General features: G+C 77.1%; 12 protein-coding genes. 6 read left to right on the top strand and 6 right to left on the bottom strand.

Going from position 1 to position 15,701, the window contains the following annotated elements; genetic code table 11:
• Positions 1-3: 3 nt before the first annotated feature.
• The gene (locus WDV85_RS03085; RefSeq protein WP_339569216.1) at positions 4-399 is read right to left on the bottom strand and encodes a DUF2530 domain-containing protein; all 396 of its coding nucleotides are present in this window, start codon (positions 397-399) and stop codon (positions 4-6) included.
• Positions 400-513: 114 nt separating this feature from the next.
• Between WDV85_RS03085 and WDV85_RS03080 the strand changes: the two genes are divergently transcribed.
• The 3 genes from WDV85_RS03080 (at position 514) to WDV85_RS03070 (ending at position 3,807) form a co-directional block, all read left to right on the top strand.
• Positions 514-1,014: a MarR family winged helix-turn-helix transcriptional regulator gene (locus WDV85_RS03080; RefSeq protein WP_339569215.1), complete on the top strand. Its 501-nt coding sequence runs from the start codon at positions 514-516 to the stop codon at positions 1,012-1,014.
• Positions 1,011-2,333 (top strand): MFS transporter, encoded by a 1,323-nt coding sequence (locus WDV85_RS03075; RefSeq protein ID WP_339569214.1) that lies wholly within the window; start codon positions 1,011-1,013, stop codon positions 2,331-2,333. Before WDV85_RS03080 ends, WDV85_RS03075 begins: the two co-directional genes overlap by 4 nt.
• A gap of 505 nt (positions 2,334-2,838) precedes the next feature.
• A complete protein-coding gene (locus WDV85_RS03070) occupies positions 2,839-3,807 on the top strand; it encodes a dienelactone hydrolase family protein (RefSeq protein WP_339569213.1) in 969 nt (322 codons plus the stop codon).
• Positions 3,808-3,986: 179 nt separating this feature from the next.
• Here WDV85_RS03070 and WDV85_RS03065 read toward each other — a convergent pair whose 3' ends face one another.
• Complete coding sequence (locus WDV85_RS03065; RefSeq protein ID WP_339569212.1) at positions 3,987-4,922, bottom strand: M56 family metallopeptidase; 936 nt, start codon at positions 4,920-4,922, stop codon at positions 3,987-3,989.
• Positions 4,923-4,938: 16 nt separating this feature from the next.
• Positions 4,939-5,313, bottom strand: a complete 375-nt coding sequence (locus tag WDV85_RS03060; RefSeq protein WP_171202443.1) for a BlaI/MecI/CopY family transcriptional regulator — start codon at positions 5,311-5,313, stop codon at positions 4,939-4,941.
• 151 nt (positions 5,314-5,464) lie between these two features.
• Between WDV85_RS03060 and WDV85_RS03055 the strand changes: the two genes are divergently transcribed.
• The 3 genes from WDV85_RS03055 (at position 5,465) to cydD (ending at position 11,651) form a co-directional block, all read left to right on the top strand.
• Complete coding sequence (locus WDV85_RS03055) at positions 5,465-7,012, top strand: cytochrome ubiquinol oxidase subunit I (RefSeq protein WP_339569211.1); 1,548 nt, start codon at positions 5,465-5,467, stop codon at positions 7,010-7,012.
• Positions 7,013-7,110: 98 nt separating this feature from the next.
• Positions 7,111-8,136 carry a cytochrome d ubiquinol oxidase subunit II gene (cydB, locus tag WDV85_RS03050; RefSeq protein WP_339569210.1) on the top strand — a complete coding sequence of 342 codons (1,026 nt, stop codon included), beginning with the start codon at positions 7,111-7,113 and terminating at the stop codon, positions 8,134-8,136.
• Entirely contained in the window at positions 8,133-11,651 is a 3,519-nt protein-coding gene (cydD, locus tag WDV85_RS03045) for a thiol reductant ABC exporter subunit CydD (RefSeq protein ID WP_339569209.1), read from the top strand. The genes cydB and cydD overlap by 4 nt, the downstream gene beginning before the upstream one ends.
• A gap of 141 nt (positions 11,652-11,792) precedes the next feature.
• On the opposite strand, the gene WDV85_RS03040 is transcribed toward cydD, so the two are convergent.
• The 3 genes from WDV85_RS03040 to serC form a co-directional block, all read right to left on the bottom strand.
• Complete coding sequence (locus tag WDV85_RS03040; protein WP_339569208.1) at positions 11,793-13,553, bottom strand: FAD-binding oxidoreductase; 1,761 nt, start codon at positions 13,551-13,553, stop codon at positions 11,793-11,795.
• A 5-nt stretch (positions 13,554-13,558) separates the two neighbouring features.
• Complete coding sequence (locus WDV85_RS03035; protein ID WP_339569207.1) at positions 13,559-14,386, bottom strand: lysophospholipid acyltransferase family protein; 828 nt, start codon at positions 14,384-14,386, stop codon at positions 13,559-13,561.
• 155 nt (positions 14,387-14,541) lie between these two features.
• Positions 14,542-15,696 (bottom strand): phosphoserine transaminase, encoded by a 1,155-nt coding sequence (serC, locus tag WDV85_RS03030; RefSeq protein WP_445263183.1) that lies wholly within the window; start codon positions 15,694-15,696, stop codon positions 14,542-14,544.
• Positions 15,697-15,701 lie beyond the last annotated feature (5 nt).

Raw genomic sequence — 15,701 nt, 5'->3', positions numbered from 1 at the left:
GCGTCAGCCGCGCGGCTCGGGGGCGGGCGCGGCCTCGCCGTCGGAGACCGCGGGCGCGGGGGAGGAGCTGGGCGCGGCGGTCGCGGACGGGCGCGCAGGACCGGCGGGCACCTCGCGGGCGGCCGCACGCGCCTCGCGGCGGGCCCGGCGGACCGCGGTGCGGTGCTTGATCTCGCGGCGCTGCAGGTGCAGGAGGCCGACGAGCCCGAGGGCGAGGCCGGCGACGCAGCACCACACCCACCAGCCGCGGTCGTCGGCGAGCAGTGCGTCGCGCTCCACAAGAACGACGACGAGGGAGACCGCCCAGACCGCCGACCCGGCGAGCGCGGCGACCCGGTCGTCGGTCCGCGGCGCGGGCGGCGTCGGCCGCTCCTCCATGGGCAGGCGCGCGAACCTCACGGGGAGACGGTAGCGCCGGTGGGGAAAGCACCCGGAGGAGCCGGCCGCCCGCCGGGGAGGGAATGCCCGCCGCCCCTGATGTCGTTAGCCCGGGTAATGACCTACGCTCACGAGGTGCCCCAGCAGCTCCGCACCCGCCCCGCCGAGCGCGCCCCCGCGGGCGACGGCGGGCCGGCGCGGCGCAGCGCTCCCGGCACCGGCCCCTCCGCCCTCGCGGCCGACCTGCGCGTCGCGCTCATGCGCTCGGTGCGCCGCATCCGCGCCGAGCGCGCCGACGACGCCCTCCCCGACAGCCAGTACTCCGTCCTCGCCCTCCTCGAGCGCATGGAGCCGACGACGCCCAGCGCGCTCGCCGAGGCCGAGCACGTGCAGCCGCCGTCGATGACGCGCTCGCTCGCCGCCCTGGTGGAGGCGGGCGTCGTCGCCCGTCGCCCGCACCCGGACGACCGCCGCCAGGTGCTCGTCGAGACGACGCCGGCCGGCCGCGAGCTCCTGCAGGCCACCCGGCGACGTCGCGACCAGTGGCTGACCAAGCGCCTCGCCGGGCTCACCCCGCACGAGCGCGCCGTCCTCGCCGAGGCCGCGCAGATCCTGCGGCGGGTGGTGGCCCCGTGAGCGCGACCTTCCGCTCGCTGCACATCCGCAACTACCGCATCTGGGCCGCCGGCGCCCTCGTCAGCAACATCGGCACCTGGATGCAGCGCATCGCCCAGGACTGGCTCGTCCTGCAGGTGCTCACCGCCGGCTCCGGGGTCGCCGTCGGCATCACGACGGGCCTGCAGTTCCTGCCCATGCTCCTGCTCGGCCCCTACGCGGGCGTCGTCGCCGACCGCTTCGACAAGCGCAAGCTCCTCATGTGGACCCAGGGCCTCTCCGGCCTGTGGGGGCTCCTGCTCGGCCTGCTCGTCGTCACGCAGCAGGCGGAGCTGTGGCACGTGTACGCCCTCGCGACCCTCCTCGGGCTGACGACGGCGTTCGACGCCCCGGCGCGCCAGACGTTCGTCGCGGCGCTCGTGCCGCCCGACCACCTCGGCAACGCCATCGGCCTCAACAGCGCGTCCTTCAACGGGGCGCGGCTCGTCGGTCCCGGCGTCGCCGGCCTGCTCATCGCCGCCGTCGGCACCGGGCCGGTCTTCCTCATCAACGCCGTGTCCTTCGCGGCGACGGTCGTCGCCGTGGCCTGCCTGCGCACCTCCGAGCTGCACCCCTTCCCGGCGGCCCGCAAGGGCAAGGGGCAGGTGCGCGAGGGCCTGCGGTACGTGCGGCGACGGCCCGACGTCGTCGTCATCCTCGTCGTGATGGGGACCGTCGGCACCCTCGGCATGAACTACCAGCTGACGACGGGGCTCGTGGCGACCCAGGTCTTCGACAAGGAGGCGGCGGGGTACGGGGTCCTCGGCTCGATCCTCGCGATCGGCTCGCTGTCCGGCGCCCTGCTGGCGGCCCGGCGCGACCAGCCCCGGCTGCGCCTGGTCTTCGGCGCGGCGGGGGCCTTCGGCGTCGCGTCGCTCGTGGCCGCGAGCATGCCGACGTACACGCTCTTCGCGGTCTCGCTCATCCCCGTCGGCCTGTCGAGCCTGACGATGATGACCGCGGCCAACACCTACGTGCAGTCGACGACGGACCCGTCCATGCGCGGCCGCGTCATGGCCCTCTACATGATGATCTTCATGGGCGGCACGCCCGTCGGCGCCCCGCTCATCGGCATGGTCGGCGACGTCTTCGGGGCGCGCTGGACCATCTACGTGGGCGGCATCAGCGCCCTCGTCGCCGTCGCGGGCGCCGTCGCCTGGGTGCTGCGCCGCGACCGGCTGCGCATCCGCTACCGGCTCCGTGAGCAGCCGCACCTGCAGGTGCTGCACCCCGACGAGGGCGCGGCGGCGCGCGAGTCCCTCGACGCCGCCGGCGGCCGCGCGGCGCGCAGCGCCGCCTGACCCGCCCCCTCCGGCGCCCCTCACGAGGGCGACGTGTGGCCGTGTCGCCCTGGTGAGGTGCCGCCGAGGGGCGACGTGTGGCCACGTCGCCCTGGTGAGGTGCTCCGGGAGGGCGATGTGTGGCCACGTCGCCCTGGTGAGGTCCTCCGGTAGGGCGACGTGTGGCCATGTCGCCCTGGTGAGGTGCCGCCGAGGGGCGACGTGTGGCCACGTCGCCCTGGTGAGGTGCTCCGGGAGGGCGATGTGTGGCCACATCGCCCTGGTGAGGTCCTCCGGTAGGGCGACGTGTGGCCATGTCGCCCTCGCGACCGCCTCGTAGGGCGACATGGCCACACGTCGCCCCTCCGGGCGCCGGGTGCGGGGCCACATGGCCACACGTCGCCCCTCCGGGCGCCGGGTGCGGGACTACATGGCCACACATCGCCCCTCCCGAGGGGTGTGGTGGGTGACGCGACGGCGCCGGCCCCGGCGTGCGGCGCGGGGGCGGGCGGACGAGGGTGCCCGCATGACGACGACCACGGTCCCCGGCCCCGACGGCGACAGCGCCACGGGCATGCCGGCGTACGTCTCGACGCCGCCGGCGACGCGGCGCGACCCGGGGCCGTGGCCGGGCGTCGTCGTCGTGCACGACGCGTTCGGCATGTCCGACGACATGCGCGACCAGGCCGACTGGCTCGCCGCCGCCGGGTACGTCGCGATGCTGCCGGACCTCTACGCCAAGGACGGGCGCACCCAGGGCTGGGGGCGCGTGCCGTGCGTCGCCCGCACGCTGCAGCAGGTGAGCCGCGGCGAGGGGCCCGCCTTCGCGCGGATCGAGGCGGCGCGGGCCGCGCTCGCCGCGCGCGAGGACTGCACCGGCACCGTGGGCGTCATCGGGTTCTGCATGGGCGGCGGCTTCGCGCTCCTGCTCGCCGGGCGGCCCGGGTGGTCGGCGGCGTCGGTCAACTACGGGATGCTCCCGGACGACGACGCCGCCCTCGACCGCGCCGTGGAGGGCGCCTGCCCCGTCGTCGCGAGCTACGGCGGCCGCGACAAGATGCTCGCCGGGGGAGCGGCGCGCGTCGAGGCCGCGCTCGACCGCGCCGGCGTGCCGCACGACGTCCGCGAGTACCCCGACGCGCAGCACGGCTTCATCACGCGGACGGCGGACACCTCGCCGCTCGTGCCGCTCATGCGCCGGGTCATGGGGGTCTCGCACGACCACGAGGCCTCCGCCGACGCGCGGCGCCGCATCCTCGCCTTCTTCGACGTCCACCTGCGGGACGGCGGCACCGGGGCCGGAGGAGGTGCCGAGCCGTCGCAGGTCGCCGCCGGCGACGCGTCGGGCGCACCGGCGAGCGCGGACGTCGTGGCCGCGGCGGGCTCCGACGACGCGCCGCCCGCAGCGGGGGAGGCGCCCGTCGGCTGGATCGGCGCCGCCCGGCCGGGCACGACGCGCGTGGGCCGGGCCGCCGGGGACGCCGCCTCCGCCTGACCGCACGGCCGCCGCGCTCCGTCGACAGATCGCCGTCCGAGGGCGCTCTGAGCGGCACGTCGTCGACACATCGCCGTGAGAAGGGGTGTCGAGGGGGCACGTCGTCGACACATCGCCGTGAGGAGGTGTGCCGCGGGGGCGTGTCGTCGGCAGGACGCCGGGGGAGCAGCCCCGGGCGCTCAGCGGCCGAGGAGCGGCGCCGCGGCGAGGGCGTCGACGAGCCAGGGCCAGACGAGGAAGACGGTCGGCAGCACGAGCACGGCGACCGCGAGGGACAGGACGCCGGCGCGCAGGCGCGACGACGTCGGCGCGGCCCCGCGCAGGCGCTCGAGCCGCCGCTCCCGGTCGGCAGCCTCCCCGGCGGGCGGGCCGTCGCTCGCGGTCGTCGCGAGGTCGCCGGTGGACGTCATCGTCGCGAGCGCCCCGCGCAGGGGCCCCGCCCCGCAGCGGGCGCGCGCGACGTCGTCCGCCGCCATCTCGAGCAGCAGGTGGACGGCGTCGAGGGCGGTGCGGCTGCGCAGCGGCGCGGGGACGGCGCGGTGGACGGCCGTGAAGGACTCGAGGACGAGGTCGTGCCGGGCGCGCAGGTGCGCCTGCTCGTGCGCGAGGACGGCGCGGACCTGGTCGCGGCTCAGGGCGTCGAGCGCGGCCCCGCTGACGACGACGCGCGGCGAGCGGCCCGGCAGGCAGTACGCGAGCGGCAGGGGCCCGTCGAGGACGCGCAGGGGCGCGGCGCCCGGGGTCTCGAGGTCGGCGTGCTGCTCGGCGCGGTCGAGGAGGTCGACGAGCTGGGCGTGCCGCGCCCGCCGCCGCCGCGAGCGCACCATGACGCCGGCCAGCGAGACGAGCAGGCGCGCGGTGATGAGCGCGGCCACGAGGAGCGCGCCCACGAGCGCCCAGGCCTCGACGTCCGGGCCGGTGTCGAGCGCGCGGACGAGCTCCTCGGGGCCGACGAGCACGACGCCGACCGCCGACAGGACCGAGGCCAGGGTCACGGCCTGCCACAGCAGGACGGACGCGCGCGGCACCCTCGCCGTCCACCGGGCGCGCGCCAGGGCCTCGGGGACGAGCAGGGACAGCGCGAGGCCGAGGGCGCCCAGCGCGATCGACGTCACGCGCGCGCGGCCGGGCTCAGGCGGGGCGGGAGGCCTCGAGGGCCGCGCGCAGCGCGGCGGCCCCCTCGGGCCCGACCCGGCCGACGAAGTGCACGAGCGCGGCGTCGCGCGCGGCGTCGTCGGGCGCGGCCCCGAGAGCGTCGAGCATGAGCGCCGCCGTCATCTCCTCGCGGGTCTGCACGGGGGCGTAGCGGTAGGCGCGGTCAGCCCGCTCCTGGCGGACGACGCCCTTCTTCGCCAGGCGGTCGAGCACCGTCATCACGGTCGTGTAGGCGAGGGAGCGTCCGGCGCTGAGGCTCTCGTGCACCTGGCGCACCGTCATCGGCTCGCGCGCGCCCCACAGCTGCGCCATGACCTCGCGCTCGAGGTCTCCCAGTCCCGTCCCGGCCATCGGGCGAGCGTACCGCCGCCATGAGGCTGACGACGACCGCTCGTCGTACGCGGCACCCCGTACGTGAGCCGACATACGACAGTGCGTAGTATCTACGGCGAGCGTCGTAGACGGCGCTCAGGACTTCCCCGACGGGCAGGACGGACCGGCCATGGCGCTCGACGTGCTCGACATCACGCGGCTGCAGTTCGCGGTCGTGACGATCTACCACTACCTGTTCGTGCCGCTGTCGATCACGCTCGCCGCGGTGACGGCCGGGCTGCACACGGCCTGGCACCGGACGGGGCGCGAGCGGTACCGCCGCCTCACGCTGCTCGTCGGCAAGCTGCTCCTCGTCACCTTCGCGGTCGGCGTCGTGACCGGGCTCGTGCAGGAGTTCCAGTTCGGCCTGGGGTGGAGCGACTTCGCCCGCGCCTACGGCGACGTCTTCGGGCCCACGCTGGCCATCGAGGGGATGCTCGCCTTCTTCCTCGAGGCGACCTTCCTCGGCCTCTGGTACTTCGGCTGGGACCGCCTGCCGCGGCGCCTGCACCTCGCGACGATCTGGGTCGTCGCCGTCGGGACCCTCATCTCGGCGTTCGTCATCCTCGCGGCCAACGCCTTCATGCAGAACCCGGTGGCCTACACCTGGGACGCCGAGCGCGGCCGGGCCCGCCTCGAGTCCTTCCTCGGCCTCATGACCAATCCCGTGAACCTCGCGGCGTTCCCGCACACCATCGCGGGCGCGGCCATGCTCGGCGGCGCCCTCCTCCTGGCGATCGGCGCCTGGCGCCGCTGGGTGCACGTGCCGACGGCCTCCGGCCTCGGCGAGCCGGGCGAGCCGAAGGGCGGCGACGACCACGAGCAGCGGCTCGCCTTCGGCACCCTCGCCCGGGTCGGCGCCTGGCTCACCCTCTCCGGCGGCGCCCTCACGGCGCTGACGGGCGACGTCCTCGGCAAGGTCATGACGCAGGTGCAGCCCATGAAGATGGCGGCCGCCGAGGCCCTCTACACGACGACGGCCGGCGCGCCCTTCTCGATCTTCGCCGTCGGCCGGCCGGGCGGCGGCGAGCCGTTCTTCAGCCTCGACGTCCCGTACCTGCTGTCGGTCCTCGCCGTGGGCGACCCGACGGCGACCGTCCAGGGCATCGACGACCTGCAGGCCCAGTACGCCGCCCAGTTCGGCCCGGGCGACTACGCGCCCGTCGTGTGGATGGCCTACTGGTCCTTCCGCGCCATGATCGGCATCGGGATGGCCGCCGCGGCGATCGCCGCCGCCTACCTCTGGGCGACCCGCCGCGGGCGCGCGCTGCCCGTCGGGAACCGCTGGGTGCGCCGCGCGCTGCGCCTCCTGCCCGTGCTGCCCCTGCTGCCCGCTGCCGCCGGCACCTTCGGCTGGGTCTTCACCGAGACGGCCCGCCAGCCGTGGCTGGCCTTCGGGCTCACCCGCACCGAGGACGGGATCTCGCCGGGCCTCACCGCCGGCGAGGCGCTCGCCGCGCTCGCCGCCTTCACGGTCGTCTACGGCGTCATCGCCGTCGTGTGGACCCGTCTCGTGCTCCACATCACGCGGCAGGACCTCGACACCGGCGCCCTCTCCGGCGGCGAGCGGGACGACGCCGACGACGACGCCGTCGGGGTGGGGCGCGACGAGCCGGCCGCCGACGGCGAGGGCACGCCGGGCGGCCGCCGCCAGGGCGACCTCGCGCCCAGCTACTGACCCCTCTCCCGCTGACCCCTCTCCCGCTGACCCCTCTCCCGCTGACCCCTCTCCTGCTGACCCCTCACCGCTGACCCGCCTCGAGCTCGGAGACCGCCGTGGACCTCGTCACCGTCTGGTTCGCCCTCGTCGTGCTGTGCTGGGTGCTCTTCTTCGTCCTCGAGGGCTTCGACTTCGGCGTCGGCGCGCTCGCCCCGCTGCTGGGCCGGGACGACCACGAGCGCTCGGCGGCCGTCCGCACCATCGGCCCCTTCTGGGACGGCAACGAGGTGTGGCTCGTCGCGGCCGTCGGCGTCACCTTCGCCGCCTTCCCCGACTGGTACGCGGCGCTCATGTCCGGGCTCTTCCTGCCCTTCGTGCTCGTGCTGCTCCTGCTGGCGGGCCGCGGCGTCGCGCTGGAGTTCCGCGGCAAGCACTCCGGCGCCGCGTGGCGCCGTCGGTGCGACGCCTGGCTCGCCGCGACGTCGCTCGGGGTCGTCGCCCTCTTCGGCGCGCTCCTCACGGTCTTCGCCCGTGGTCTGGCGCTCGGCGCCGACGGCGAGGTGACGTCGGCGGGCGGCCTCAGGGCGGGCTTCGCCCGCACGCTCGCGCCGCTCGCGTCCTGGGAGGCGCTGGCGGGCGCGGTCGTCGCCGTCGGCGCGGCGCTGCTGCTCGGCGCCACCTTCATCGGCCTGCGGACGACGGGGCCGCTGCGGGTGCGGGCGCGGCGCACGGCCGTCGTCGTCGCGGGCCTCGGCGCGGGTGCGCTGGCCGTCGTCGCCCTGGTGACGGCGCTCGTCGGGACGGGGCCAGCCGTCCTCGAGACCGGCGCCGCCGCGGTGCTCGCCGTCGTCGCGCTGCTCGTGGCCCGGCGCCGCGAGGCCGCCGCCTTCGCGGGCACGGCCGTCGTGGTCGCCGCCGGCGTCGTCGCGGCGCTGACGGCGGGGATCGCCGACGGGGTCGTCCTCGCCAGCACGCTCGACCCGGCGAACTCGCTGACCCTCGCCTCCGCGTCGGCCACCGACTCGGCGCTCCGGCTCATCAGCTGGGCCGGGGTGCTCGTCCTGCCGGGAGTCGTGGCCTACCAGGCCTTCTCGTACTGGGTGCTGCGCCAGCGCGTGGCCAGCGAGCGGGTGGCGACGTGAGCGACGGCGCGCCCGCGGCCCGGCGCCGGCCGCGCGGCCCCGTCGACCCGCGGCTCCTGCGGCAGGCGCCGCGCGTCCGTCCGTGGGTGGCGGCCGTCGTCGTCGCGTCGGCGCTGCAGGCCGTCGTCACGGTGGCGCTCGCCGGCGTCCTCGCGGGGCTCGTCACAGCGCTCGTCGCCCTGGCGGACCCGGGGCGAGCGGGGGAGCGGCCCGCCCTCACCGTCGAGGGCTGGCTAGGCCTTCTCGCCGCCGGGCTCCTGCTGCGGGCGGTGCTGTCGTGGGCCGAGCGGGTGCTGACGACGCGGACCGGAGCCGTGGCCGTCGACGAGGTGCGGCGGGCCGTCCTCGCAGCGGTGCTGCGGCGCGGCCCCGCGTGGGTGGCGCAGCACGGACCCTCGCGGCTCGGGGCGCTGCTCACGGGCGGCGTGGACGCGCTGCGGCCGTGGTTCGACGGCTACCTGCCCTCGCTCGTCGTCGCGGGCGTCGTCCCGCCGCTCGTCGTGCTCGCGATGCTGCTCGTTGACCCGGCGTCCGCGCTCGTCGTGCTCGTCACGCTGCCGCTCGTCCCCGTCTTCGCCGCGCTCGTCGGGTGGGCGACGGCCGAGCGCGCGCAGCAGCGGTGGGAGGCGACGCAGCGCCTGGCCGGGCACTTCCTCGACGTCGTCCAGGGGCTGCCGACGCTGCGGCTCTTCGGCCGGGCGCAGCGCCAGGTCGACGTCGTCGCGGACATGACGCGCCGGCAGGCCGCGGAGACGACGCGGGTGCTGCGCCTGGCCTTCCTGTCGTCGACGGCGCTCGACCTCGTCGGGACGCTGTCCGTCGGCCTCGTCGCCGTCGAGGCGGGCCTGCGGGTCGCCGCCGGCTCGATGGACCTCCTGCCCGCCCTCCTCGTCATCCTCCTCGCGCCGGAGGCCTACCGACCGCTGCGCGAGGTGGGCGCCCGCTTCCACGCCGCCGCCGACGCGACCGCCGTCGTCGACGAGGTGGACGCGGTGCTCACCGGCGACGACGGCGCTGCCGTCCCGGTCGCGCCGGTTCTCGGTGACGCACCGTCGGTCGCCGCCGCGGGCGTGCGCGTGCGCCACCCCGGCGCCGTCGTGGACGCGCTCGACCTGCCGCACCTCGCCGTGCGCGCCGGCGAGCTCGTCGCGCTGCGCGGCCCCTCGGGCGCCGGCAAGACGACGGCGCTGCGCGTGCTCGCCGGGGTGCAGCCGGTGGTCGCCGGCACGGTCGCCGTCGGCGGTCCTGCCGCCGGTGGCGGAGGTGGTGTCGAGGGCGGAGTCGTCCACGTGCCGCAGCGGCCGACGCTGCCGCACGCGCGCACCGTCGCCGACGCCCTCGCGCCCCTCGCCTCGGACGACGAGCGCTGGGCGGCCCTGGCCGACATCGGCCTCGCCGCCGAGGTCGCCGCCCTGCCGGAGGGCCTCGCGACGCCGCTCGGCGAGGGCGGCGCGGGCCTGTCGTCGGGGCAGCGCCAGCGCCTGGCGCTGGCCCGCGCGCTGGCCCTCGCGGCCCGGCGCCCCGTCGTGCTGCTGCTCGACGAGCCGACCGCCCACCTCGACGCCGACGCCGAGGCCGTCGTCGTCACGCGCCTGCGCGAGGCCGCCGCCCGCGGCTGCGCCGTCCTCGTCGTCTCCCACCGGAGGGCCCTGCTCGCCGCCGTCGACCGCGCCGTCGACGTCGTCGCCCCCGTCCCGCACTTCGTCGACACTTCGCCCTCGGGGGGTGCTTCCTCGGCGCACTTCGTCGACACATCGCCCTCGGGGGGTGCTTCCTCGGCGCACTCTGTCGACACGTCGCCGTCCGGGACCCCGTCCCGGCGACAAGGTGTCGACGAGGTGCGGGGGACGGCGGCGGACGGGGGAGGGCGCGCAGGGCGGGCGTGGCGCTGGGCCTCGGCCCGGCCGGGCACCGCCGTCGCGCTGGGGGCGTCGTCGTGGGTGTCCGGGCTCGTGCTCACGGGTGCGGCCGCCTGGCTGCTCGTGCGGGCGTCGGACCTGCCGCCCGTGCTGAGCCTGTCGACGGCGGTCGTCCTCGTCCGCGGGTCCGCCGTCGCGCGGCCGCTGCTGCGCTACCTCGAGCGGCTCGTCAGCCACGAGGTCGCCTTCGCCCGCCTCGGCGCGTGGCGCTCGCAGGTGTACGCGGCGCTCGTGCCGCGCGTGCCGGGGCCCGGACCGCTGCGGCGGGGGACGCTGCTGGCCCGCGTGGTCGACGACGTCGACGCCCGGGTCGACGGCCTCCTGCGCGGGCGGCTGCCGGCGCTCGCGGCGGCCGTGCCGCTCGTCGCCGTGGTCGGCGTCGCGACGGTGCTCGCGCCGGCAGCGGGGGCCGCCGTCCTCGTCGGGCTCCTGCTCGCGGCGGTCGTCGCCCCTCTCGTGGCCGACCGGGTAGCGGGTCGTCGGGAGGCCGCGGTCGCCGGGGCGCGCGCCGACGTGGTCGACGCCGTCACCGAGACGCTCGACGGCGCCGAGGAGCTCGCCGTCCGCGGCGAGGCCTCCGCGCTGGCACTGCCGGCCCGCCGCAGCGCCGCGCTGGCGGCGGCCGAGGCCCGCAGCGCCCGGGAGGCGGGCCTCGCGACGGCGCTCGGCCACGCCGGCGTGGGCGCCGCCGTCGTGGGCACGGCGGCGGCGGTCGCCGCGGCCCTGCGCGACGGCGCCCTCGGCGTCGAGACCGCCGCCGTCCTCGTGCTCGTCGTCCTCGCGCTCGCCGAGCCCGCCCAGCAGCTCGTCGACGCCGCGCTCGCCGCCCGGCGCGCGCGCCAGGCCCGGGCCCGGCTCGACGCCCTCGCGACGGCGCCCGTCGTCGTCGCGGATCCGACGTCACCGGCGACGCTGCCGGTCTCGTCCGCGCTGGAGGTGCGGGGCCTCGTCGCCGGCTGGGACCCGGCGCGCCCGGCGGCGCTGGACGGCCTCGACCTCGACGTCCCCGACGGCGGCCGGGTCGCGCTCCTCGGCCCGTCGGGCTCGGGCAAGTCGACGCTCGTCGCCGTCCTCACCCGCCTGCTCGACCCGCGCGCGGGCGAGGTGCGGCTCGGCGGCGTCGACGTCCGCTCGATGGCCGGGGACGACGTCCGCCGCCGCGTCGCGGTCGTCGGCGACCACGGCGACCACCTCTTCGCCTCGACCGTGCGGGAGAACCTCCGGCTCGCCCGCCCCGGCGCGACGGACGCCGAGCTCGTCGCCGTCCTCGAGCGGGTCCGGCTGGGGGAGTGGCTCTCCCGCCTGCCCGCGGGGCTCGGGACGTGGCTCGGCGAGGGCACCGTCTCGGGGGGCGAGCGCCGTCGTCTCGCCGCGGCGCGGGCCCTCCTCGTCGACCCGGCGGTGCTCGTCCTCGACGAGCCGACCGAGGGCCTCGACGAGCCGACCGCCGAGGCCCTCGTCGCCGACCTGCTCGACGCCGCCTCCGGGCGCGGCGTCCTGCTGCTCACCCACCGGCCCGAGGGGCTCGACCGCGTCGACGTCGTCCACCGCCTCGGCGCCGGGCGGCGGCACCTGACGGGCTCACCGGCACTGTGACGACGAAGTACCTGAGGAGGACGTCCTTCAGCGGCACTGTGACGACGAAGTGCCTGGGTGGGGCGTCCGAAGCGGCACTGTGACGACGAAGTGCCCGGGTGGGACGCCGTCAGCGGCAGGGTGACGACGACGAGCAGTGCCTCAGTCGACGATCGCGCCGGGGTTCATCTGCCCCTGCGGGTCCACCGCGGCGAAGAGCTCGCCGAGCATGGCCCGCCCGGCGGGGGAGATGTCCTCCGCGAGCCACTGCGCGTGCTCCGTGCCGACGGCGTGGTGGTGCGAGAGGGTGCCGCCGGCGTCGACGAAGGCCTGCTGGATGGCGCCCTTGACGACGTCGTACTCCACGAGCGGCGTCTCGCTCACCTGCTGGAACGCGAAGGTGAAGTACAGGCACGCGCCGCCGTGGTAGCTGTGCGACAGGTGGCACATGATCCAGCCCTTGACGCCGACCCGGGCGAAGGCTCGGTCGGCCTGCTCGCGCACGTGGCGGTAGAGCGGCAGGAGGGTCGACCACGACGCCGCGGTGTCCGAGACGTCGGCGAGGGCGCCGCGGTCGAGGATGTAGTCGCGGATGTAGGGCGTGTCGAACTTCTTCTGGTCGTAGAGCGTGCCCGGGCCCTTGCCGACGACGATCCCGCCGTGGGCCTTGACGATCTTCTTGACGATCGCCTGGTTGGCCTTGACCGCGTCGGCGCCGCCCTCGAAGCCGACGAAGGACAGGCAGATCGCGTCGAGGTCCCACCCGCGGCGCTTCAGCACCGTTTTGAGCCCCGAGCTGACGAGGTGCGAGACGCCGCGGCTGCGCTTGCCGGTGGCGAAGGAGAACGCCGTCTCGTTCGCGTCCGACACCCGCGTGAGCACGGTGGAGGCGTCGCTCGCGGCGATGTCGCGCATCGCGGCCAGGCCCGCCTCGAACGAGGGGTAGAAGTAGCCGAGGATCTGCCGGTTCTCCGGCAGCCGGTGCACCTGCACCCACGCCTCGGTGATGACGCCGAGGCGCCCCTCGGAGCCGATGAGCATGTCGCGCACGCTCGGGCCCGTGGCCTCGCTCGGCACCGGGCGGGTGGCGACGGTGCGGCCCGGCTGGACGACGCGGAGCGCGCGGGTGAGGTCGGCGATGTCGCCGTACTTGTCCGACTGCGCCCCGGACGAGCGCGTGGCGATCCAGCCGCCGAGCGTCGAGTGCGTGAAGGAGTCGGGGACGTGGCCCATCGTCCAGCCGCGCGCGCCCAGCTGGTCCTCGAGGTCGGGGCCGAGGACGCCGGCCTGCACGCGCGCCAGGCGCGAGTGCTCGTCGACCTCGAGCACGCGGTTCATCCGGCCGAGGTCGAGGGAGACGACGGGGCGCTGCTCGTCGGCCCGCGGGTGCAGGCTGCCGGAGATGCTGCTGCCGCCGCCGAAGGGGATGAGCACGGCGCCGGCGTCCGCCACGGCGTCGACGACGGCGCGGACGGCGTCCTCGTCCCCGGGGTAGACGACGACGTCGGGCGTGCGGGGCAGGTCGCCCGCGCGCAGGCGCAGCAGGTCGCGCAAGCTCTTGCCGTAGGTGTGGACGACGCGCTCCATGGCGCCGGTGTGCACGTGGCCGTCGCCGGCCGCCGTCCGCAGCGCCGCGAGCAGCTCCTCGGGGGCGCGGCTGTCCGGCACCGGCAGCTCGTCGAAGTCGAGCGCGGGGCGGCCCGGGGTGTCGAGGTCGACGCCGACCTTCTCGAGGACGAAGGGCTGCAGCTTCGGCTTGTCGCGGTGGTCGAAGCTGACGCCCTCGCGGCCCCAGCCCCACCACTTCATGTGCTGGACGCCGCTGCCGCCGTCGCCCTCGCGGGCGTCCTGCGCGGCCTGGTCGGTGCGCGGCGAGCGCCCGGGGGCGTCGAGGGGGGTGGTCTGCGGCGCCGCGTCGTCCATGGGGCTCATGATGCCCCCGCGCCGGGGCGCCCCTCGTCGCGGCCCGGGTCGGGCGCCGTCGGGGCGTCGGCCGCGTCGTCCTCCGGGGGGAGGGACGTCTGCGCCGGGTCGGCGGCCGGCCGTGCCTCGGTCTCCACGACGGCGACGACGCCCGGGCCACCCTCGCCCTCGCCGTCGGCCTCGTCCTGCCCGAGCACGAGCCGCTCGACCGCGAGGGCCACCCGCTGCGTGAGGGCCCGGGCGTTCTCGCCCTCGCGCGGGTGCAGCGGCTCGCCGACGACGACCTTGACGGGCGGGCGGCCGGGCAGCGGCCAGTTCCGCCCGCGCGGCATCGCGGCGTAGGCCCCGACGAGGGCGACCGGCACGACCGGGACGCCGCGCGTGACGGCCAGCGCCGCCGCGCCGACCTTGAAGGGGGCCATGGAGCCGTCGCGCGAGCGGGTGCCCTCGGGGAAGAGGAGCAGGGGGACGCCCTCGTCGAGCAGCTGGGCGGCGAGGCCGCGGTGGCTGCCCCGCGTGCCGCCGCGGTCGACGGGGAAGGCGTTGAAGACGAGGCCCGTGATGCGCGCGCGCCACCGCGCGTCGAAGAAGTAGTCGGCCGCCGCGGCGACGGCGAGCCGCTGGCTCACGCGCGGCGGCAGCGCCCCGAGCACGAGCGGCGCGTCGAGGTGGCTCGAGTGGTTGGCGACGACGACGAAGGGCGTCGGCAGGTCGCGGACCCGCTCGGCGCCCTCGACCTCGACGGAGACCACCGACCGCACGAGCGGGCGGAGGACCAGGCGCTGGAGGACGAAGCGGGCGCCGTCCACCGCCCACGCTGCGGTGCGGGACATGTCGGGCAGCCTACGGACCGAGGCCGCGGCCGCCCCGCGCGCCGAGCCCTGGGCCGCGCGGCCCGCGCGCTCGGCGCGGCGGACGGCCATGCGGGCCCGCGCGGCGCCGCCGGGGGCCGGGCGCCGCCCGTGCCGGTCGCCCGCTCCGGGGCCCCTCACGAGAGCTGCTCCACGACCCAGTCGACGCACGCCGTCAGGGCCTCGACGTCGGCGGGCTCGACGGCGGGGAACATGCCGACGCGCAGCTGGTCGGGCCCGAGCGCGCGGTAGGGGTCGACGTCGACGACGCCGTTGGCGCGCAGCACCGCGCGCACGGCCGTGGCGTCGACGGGCGCGAGCACGTCGACCGTGCCGACGACCGGGGAGCGGTGCGCCGGGTCGGCGACGAAGGGCCGCGCCCACTCCCGGGCCTGCGCCCACGCGTAGAGGTGGCCGCTGGAGGCCGCCGTGCGCTCGGCGGCCCACGCGAGGCCGCCCTGCTCGAGCAGCCACTCGAGCTGGTCGACGAGGAGGGCGAGAGTGACGACGGCCGGCGTGTTGAGCGTCTGCTCTTTGCGGCTCGCCTCGAGGGCCAGCGGGAAGGACAGCGACGCCGGCGTCCAGCGATCGAGCGCCGCGACCTCCTCGGCCCGCGCCAGCGCGGCGGGGGAGCAGACGGCGAGCCACAGCCCGCCGTCGGAGGCCAGCGCCTTCTGCGGGGCGAGGTAGTAGACGTCGGTCTCGGCGAGGTCGACGGGCACGCCCCCGGCGGCCGACGTCGCGTCGACGACGACGAGGGCGTCGTCGTAGGCGCCCTCCGGCCGCACCACGGGAGCGACGACGCCGGTGGACGTCTCGTTGTGGGCGTAGGCGTACGTGTCGACGCCCGCGCGCGCCTGCGGGACGGCGAGCGAGCCGTTGGGCGCGCGGACGACGTCGGGCTCGGCGAGGAACGGCGCGGCGGCGAGGGCCGCGGCGAGCTTGGCGGTGAACTCCCCGTAGACGCAGGCCTGCGCGCGCTCGCGGACGAGCCCGACGGTGAGGACGTCCCAGAAGAGGGTCGACCCGCCGTTGCCGAGCACGACCTCGTAGCCGTCGGGCGCGCCCAGCAGGGCGGCGAGGCCCTCGCGGGCGCGGCGGACGAGGTCCTTGACGGGCGCCTGCCGGTGCGAGGTGCCGACGACGGTCCGCGCGACGGCGGTCAGGGCGGTGACCTGCGCCGGGCGGACCTTGCTCGGCCCGGACCCGAAGCGGCCGTCGGCGGGCAGCAGCTCCGCGGGGATGCGCAGGTCGGGCGCGCGCACGTCGGCCGGGGTCGTCACGGCGGGCATCTTGG

Source organism: Pseudokineococcus sp. 5B2Z-1 (assembly GCF_037482305.1).
In the GTDB taxonomy this organism is placed as follows: domain Bacteria; phylum Actinomycetota; class Actinomycetes; order Actinomycetales; family Quadrisphaeraceae; genus Pseudokineococcus.
Note: the sequence above shows the minus strand (reverse complement) of the source record. Positions and strands in the feature narration are given on the sequence as shown.

Coding starts and splice junctions, on each gene's coding strand:
- WDV85_RS03035 (WP_339569207.1), bottom strand. CDS start 14,386: ATGTCCCGCACCGCAGCGTGGGCGGTGGACGGCGCCCGCTTCGTCCTC.
- WDV85_RS03055 (WP_339569211.1), top strand. CDS start 5,465: ATGGCGCTCGACGTGCTCGACATCACGCGGCTGCAGTTCGCGGTCGTG.
- serC (WP_445263183.1), bottom strand. CDS start 15,696: ATGCCCGCCGTGACGACCCCGGCCGACGTGCGCGCGCCCGACCTGCGC.
- WDV85_RS03040 (WP_339569208.1), bottom strand. CDS start 13,553: ATGGACGACGCGGCGCCGCAGACCACCCCCCTCGACGCCCCCGGGCGC.
- WDV85_RS03060 (WP_171202443.1), bottom strand. CDS start 5,313: ATGGCCGGGACGGGACTGGGAGACCTCGAGCGCGAGGTCATGGCGCAG.
- WDV85_RS03070 (WP_339569213.1), top strand. CDS start 2,839: ATGACGACGACCACGGTCCCCGGCCCCGACGGCGACAGCGCCACGGGC.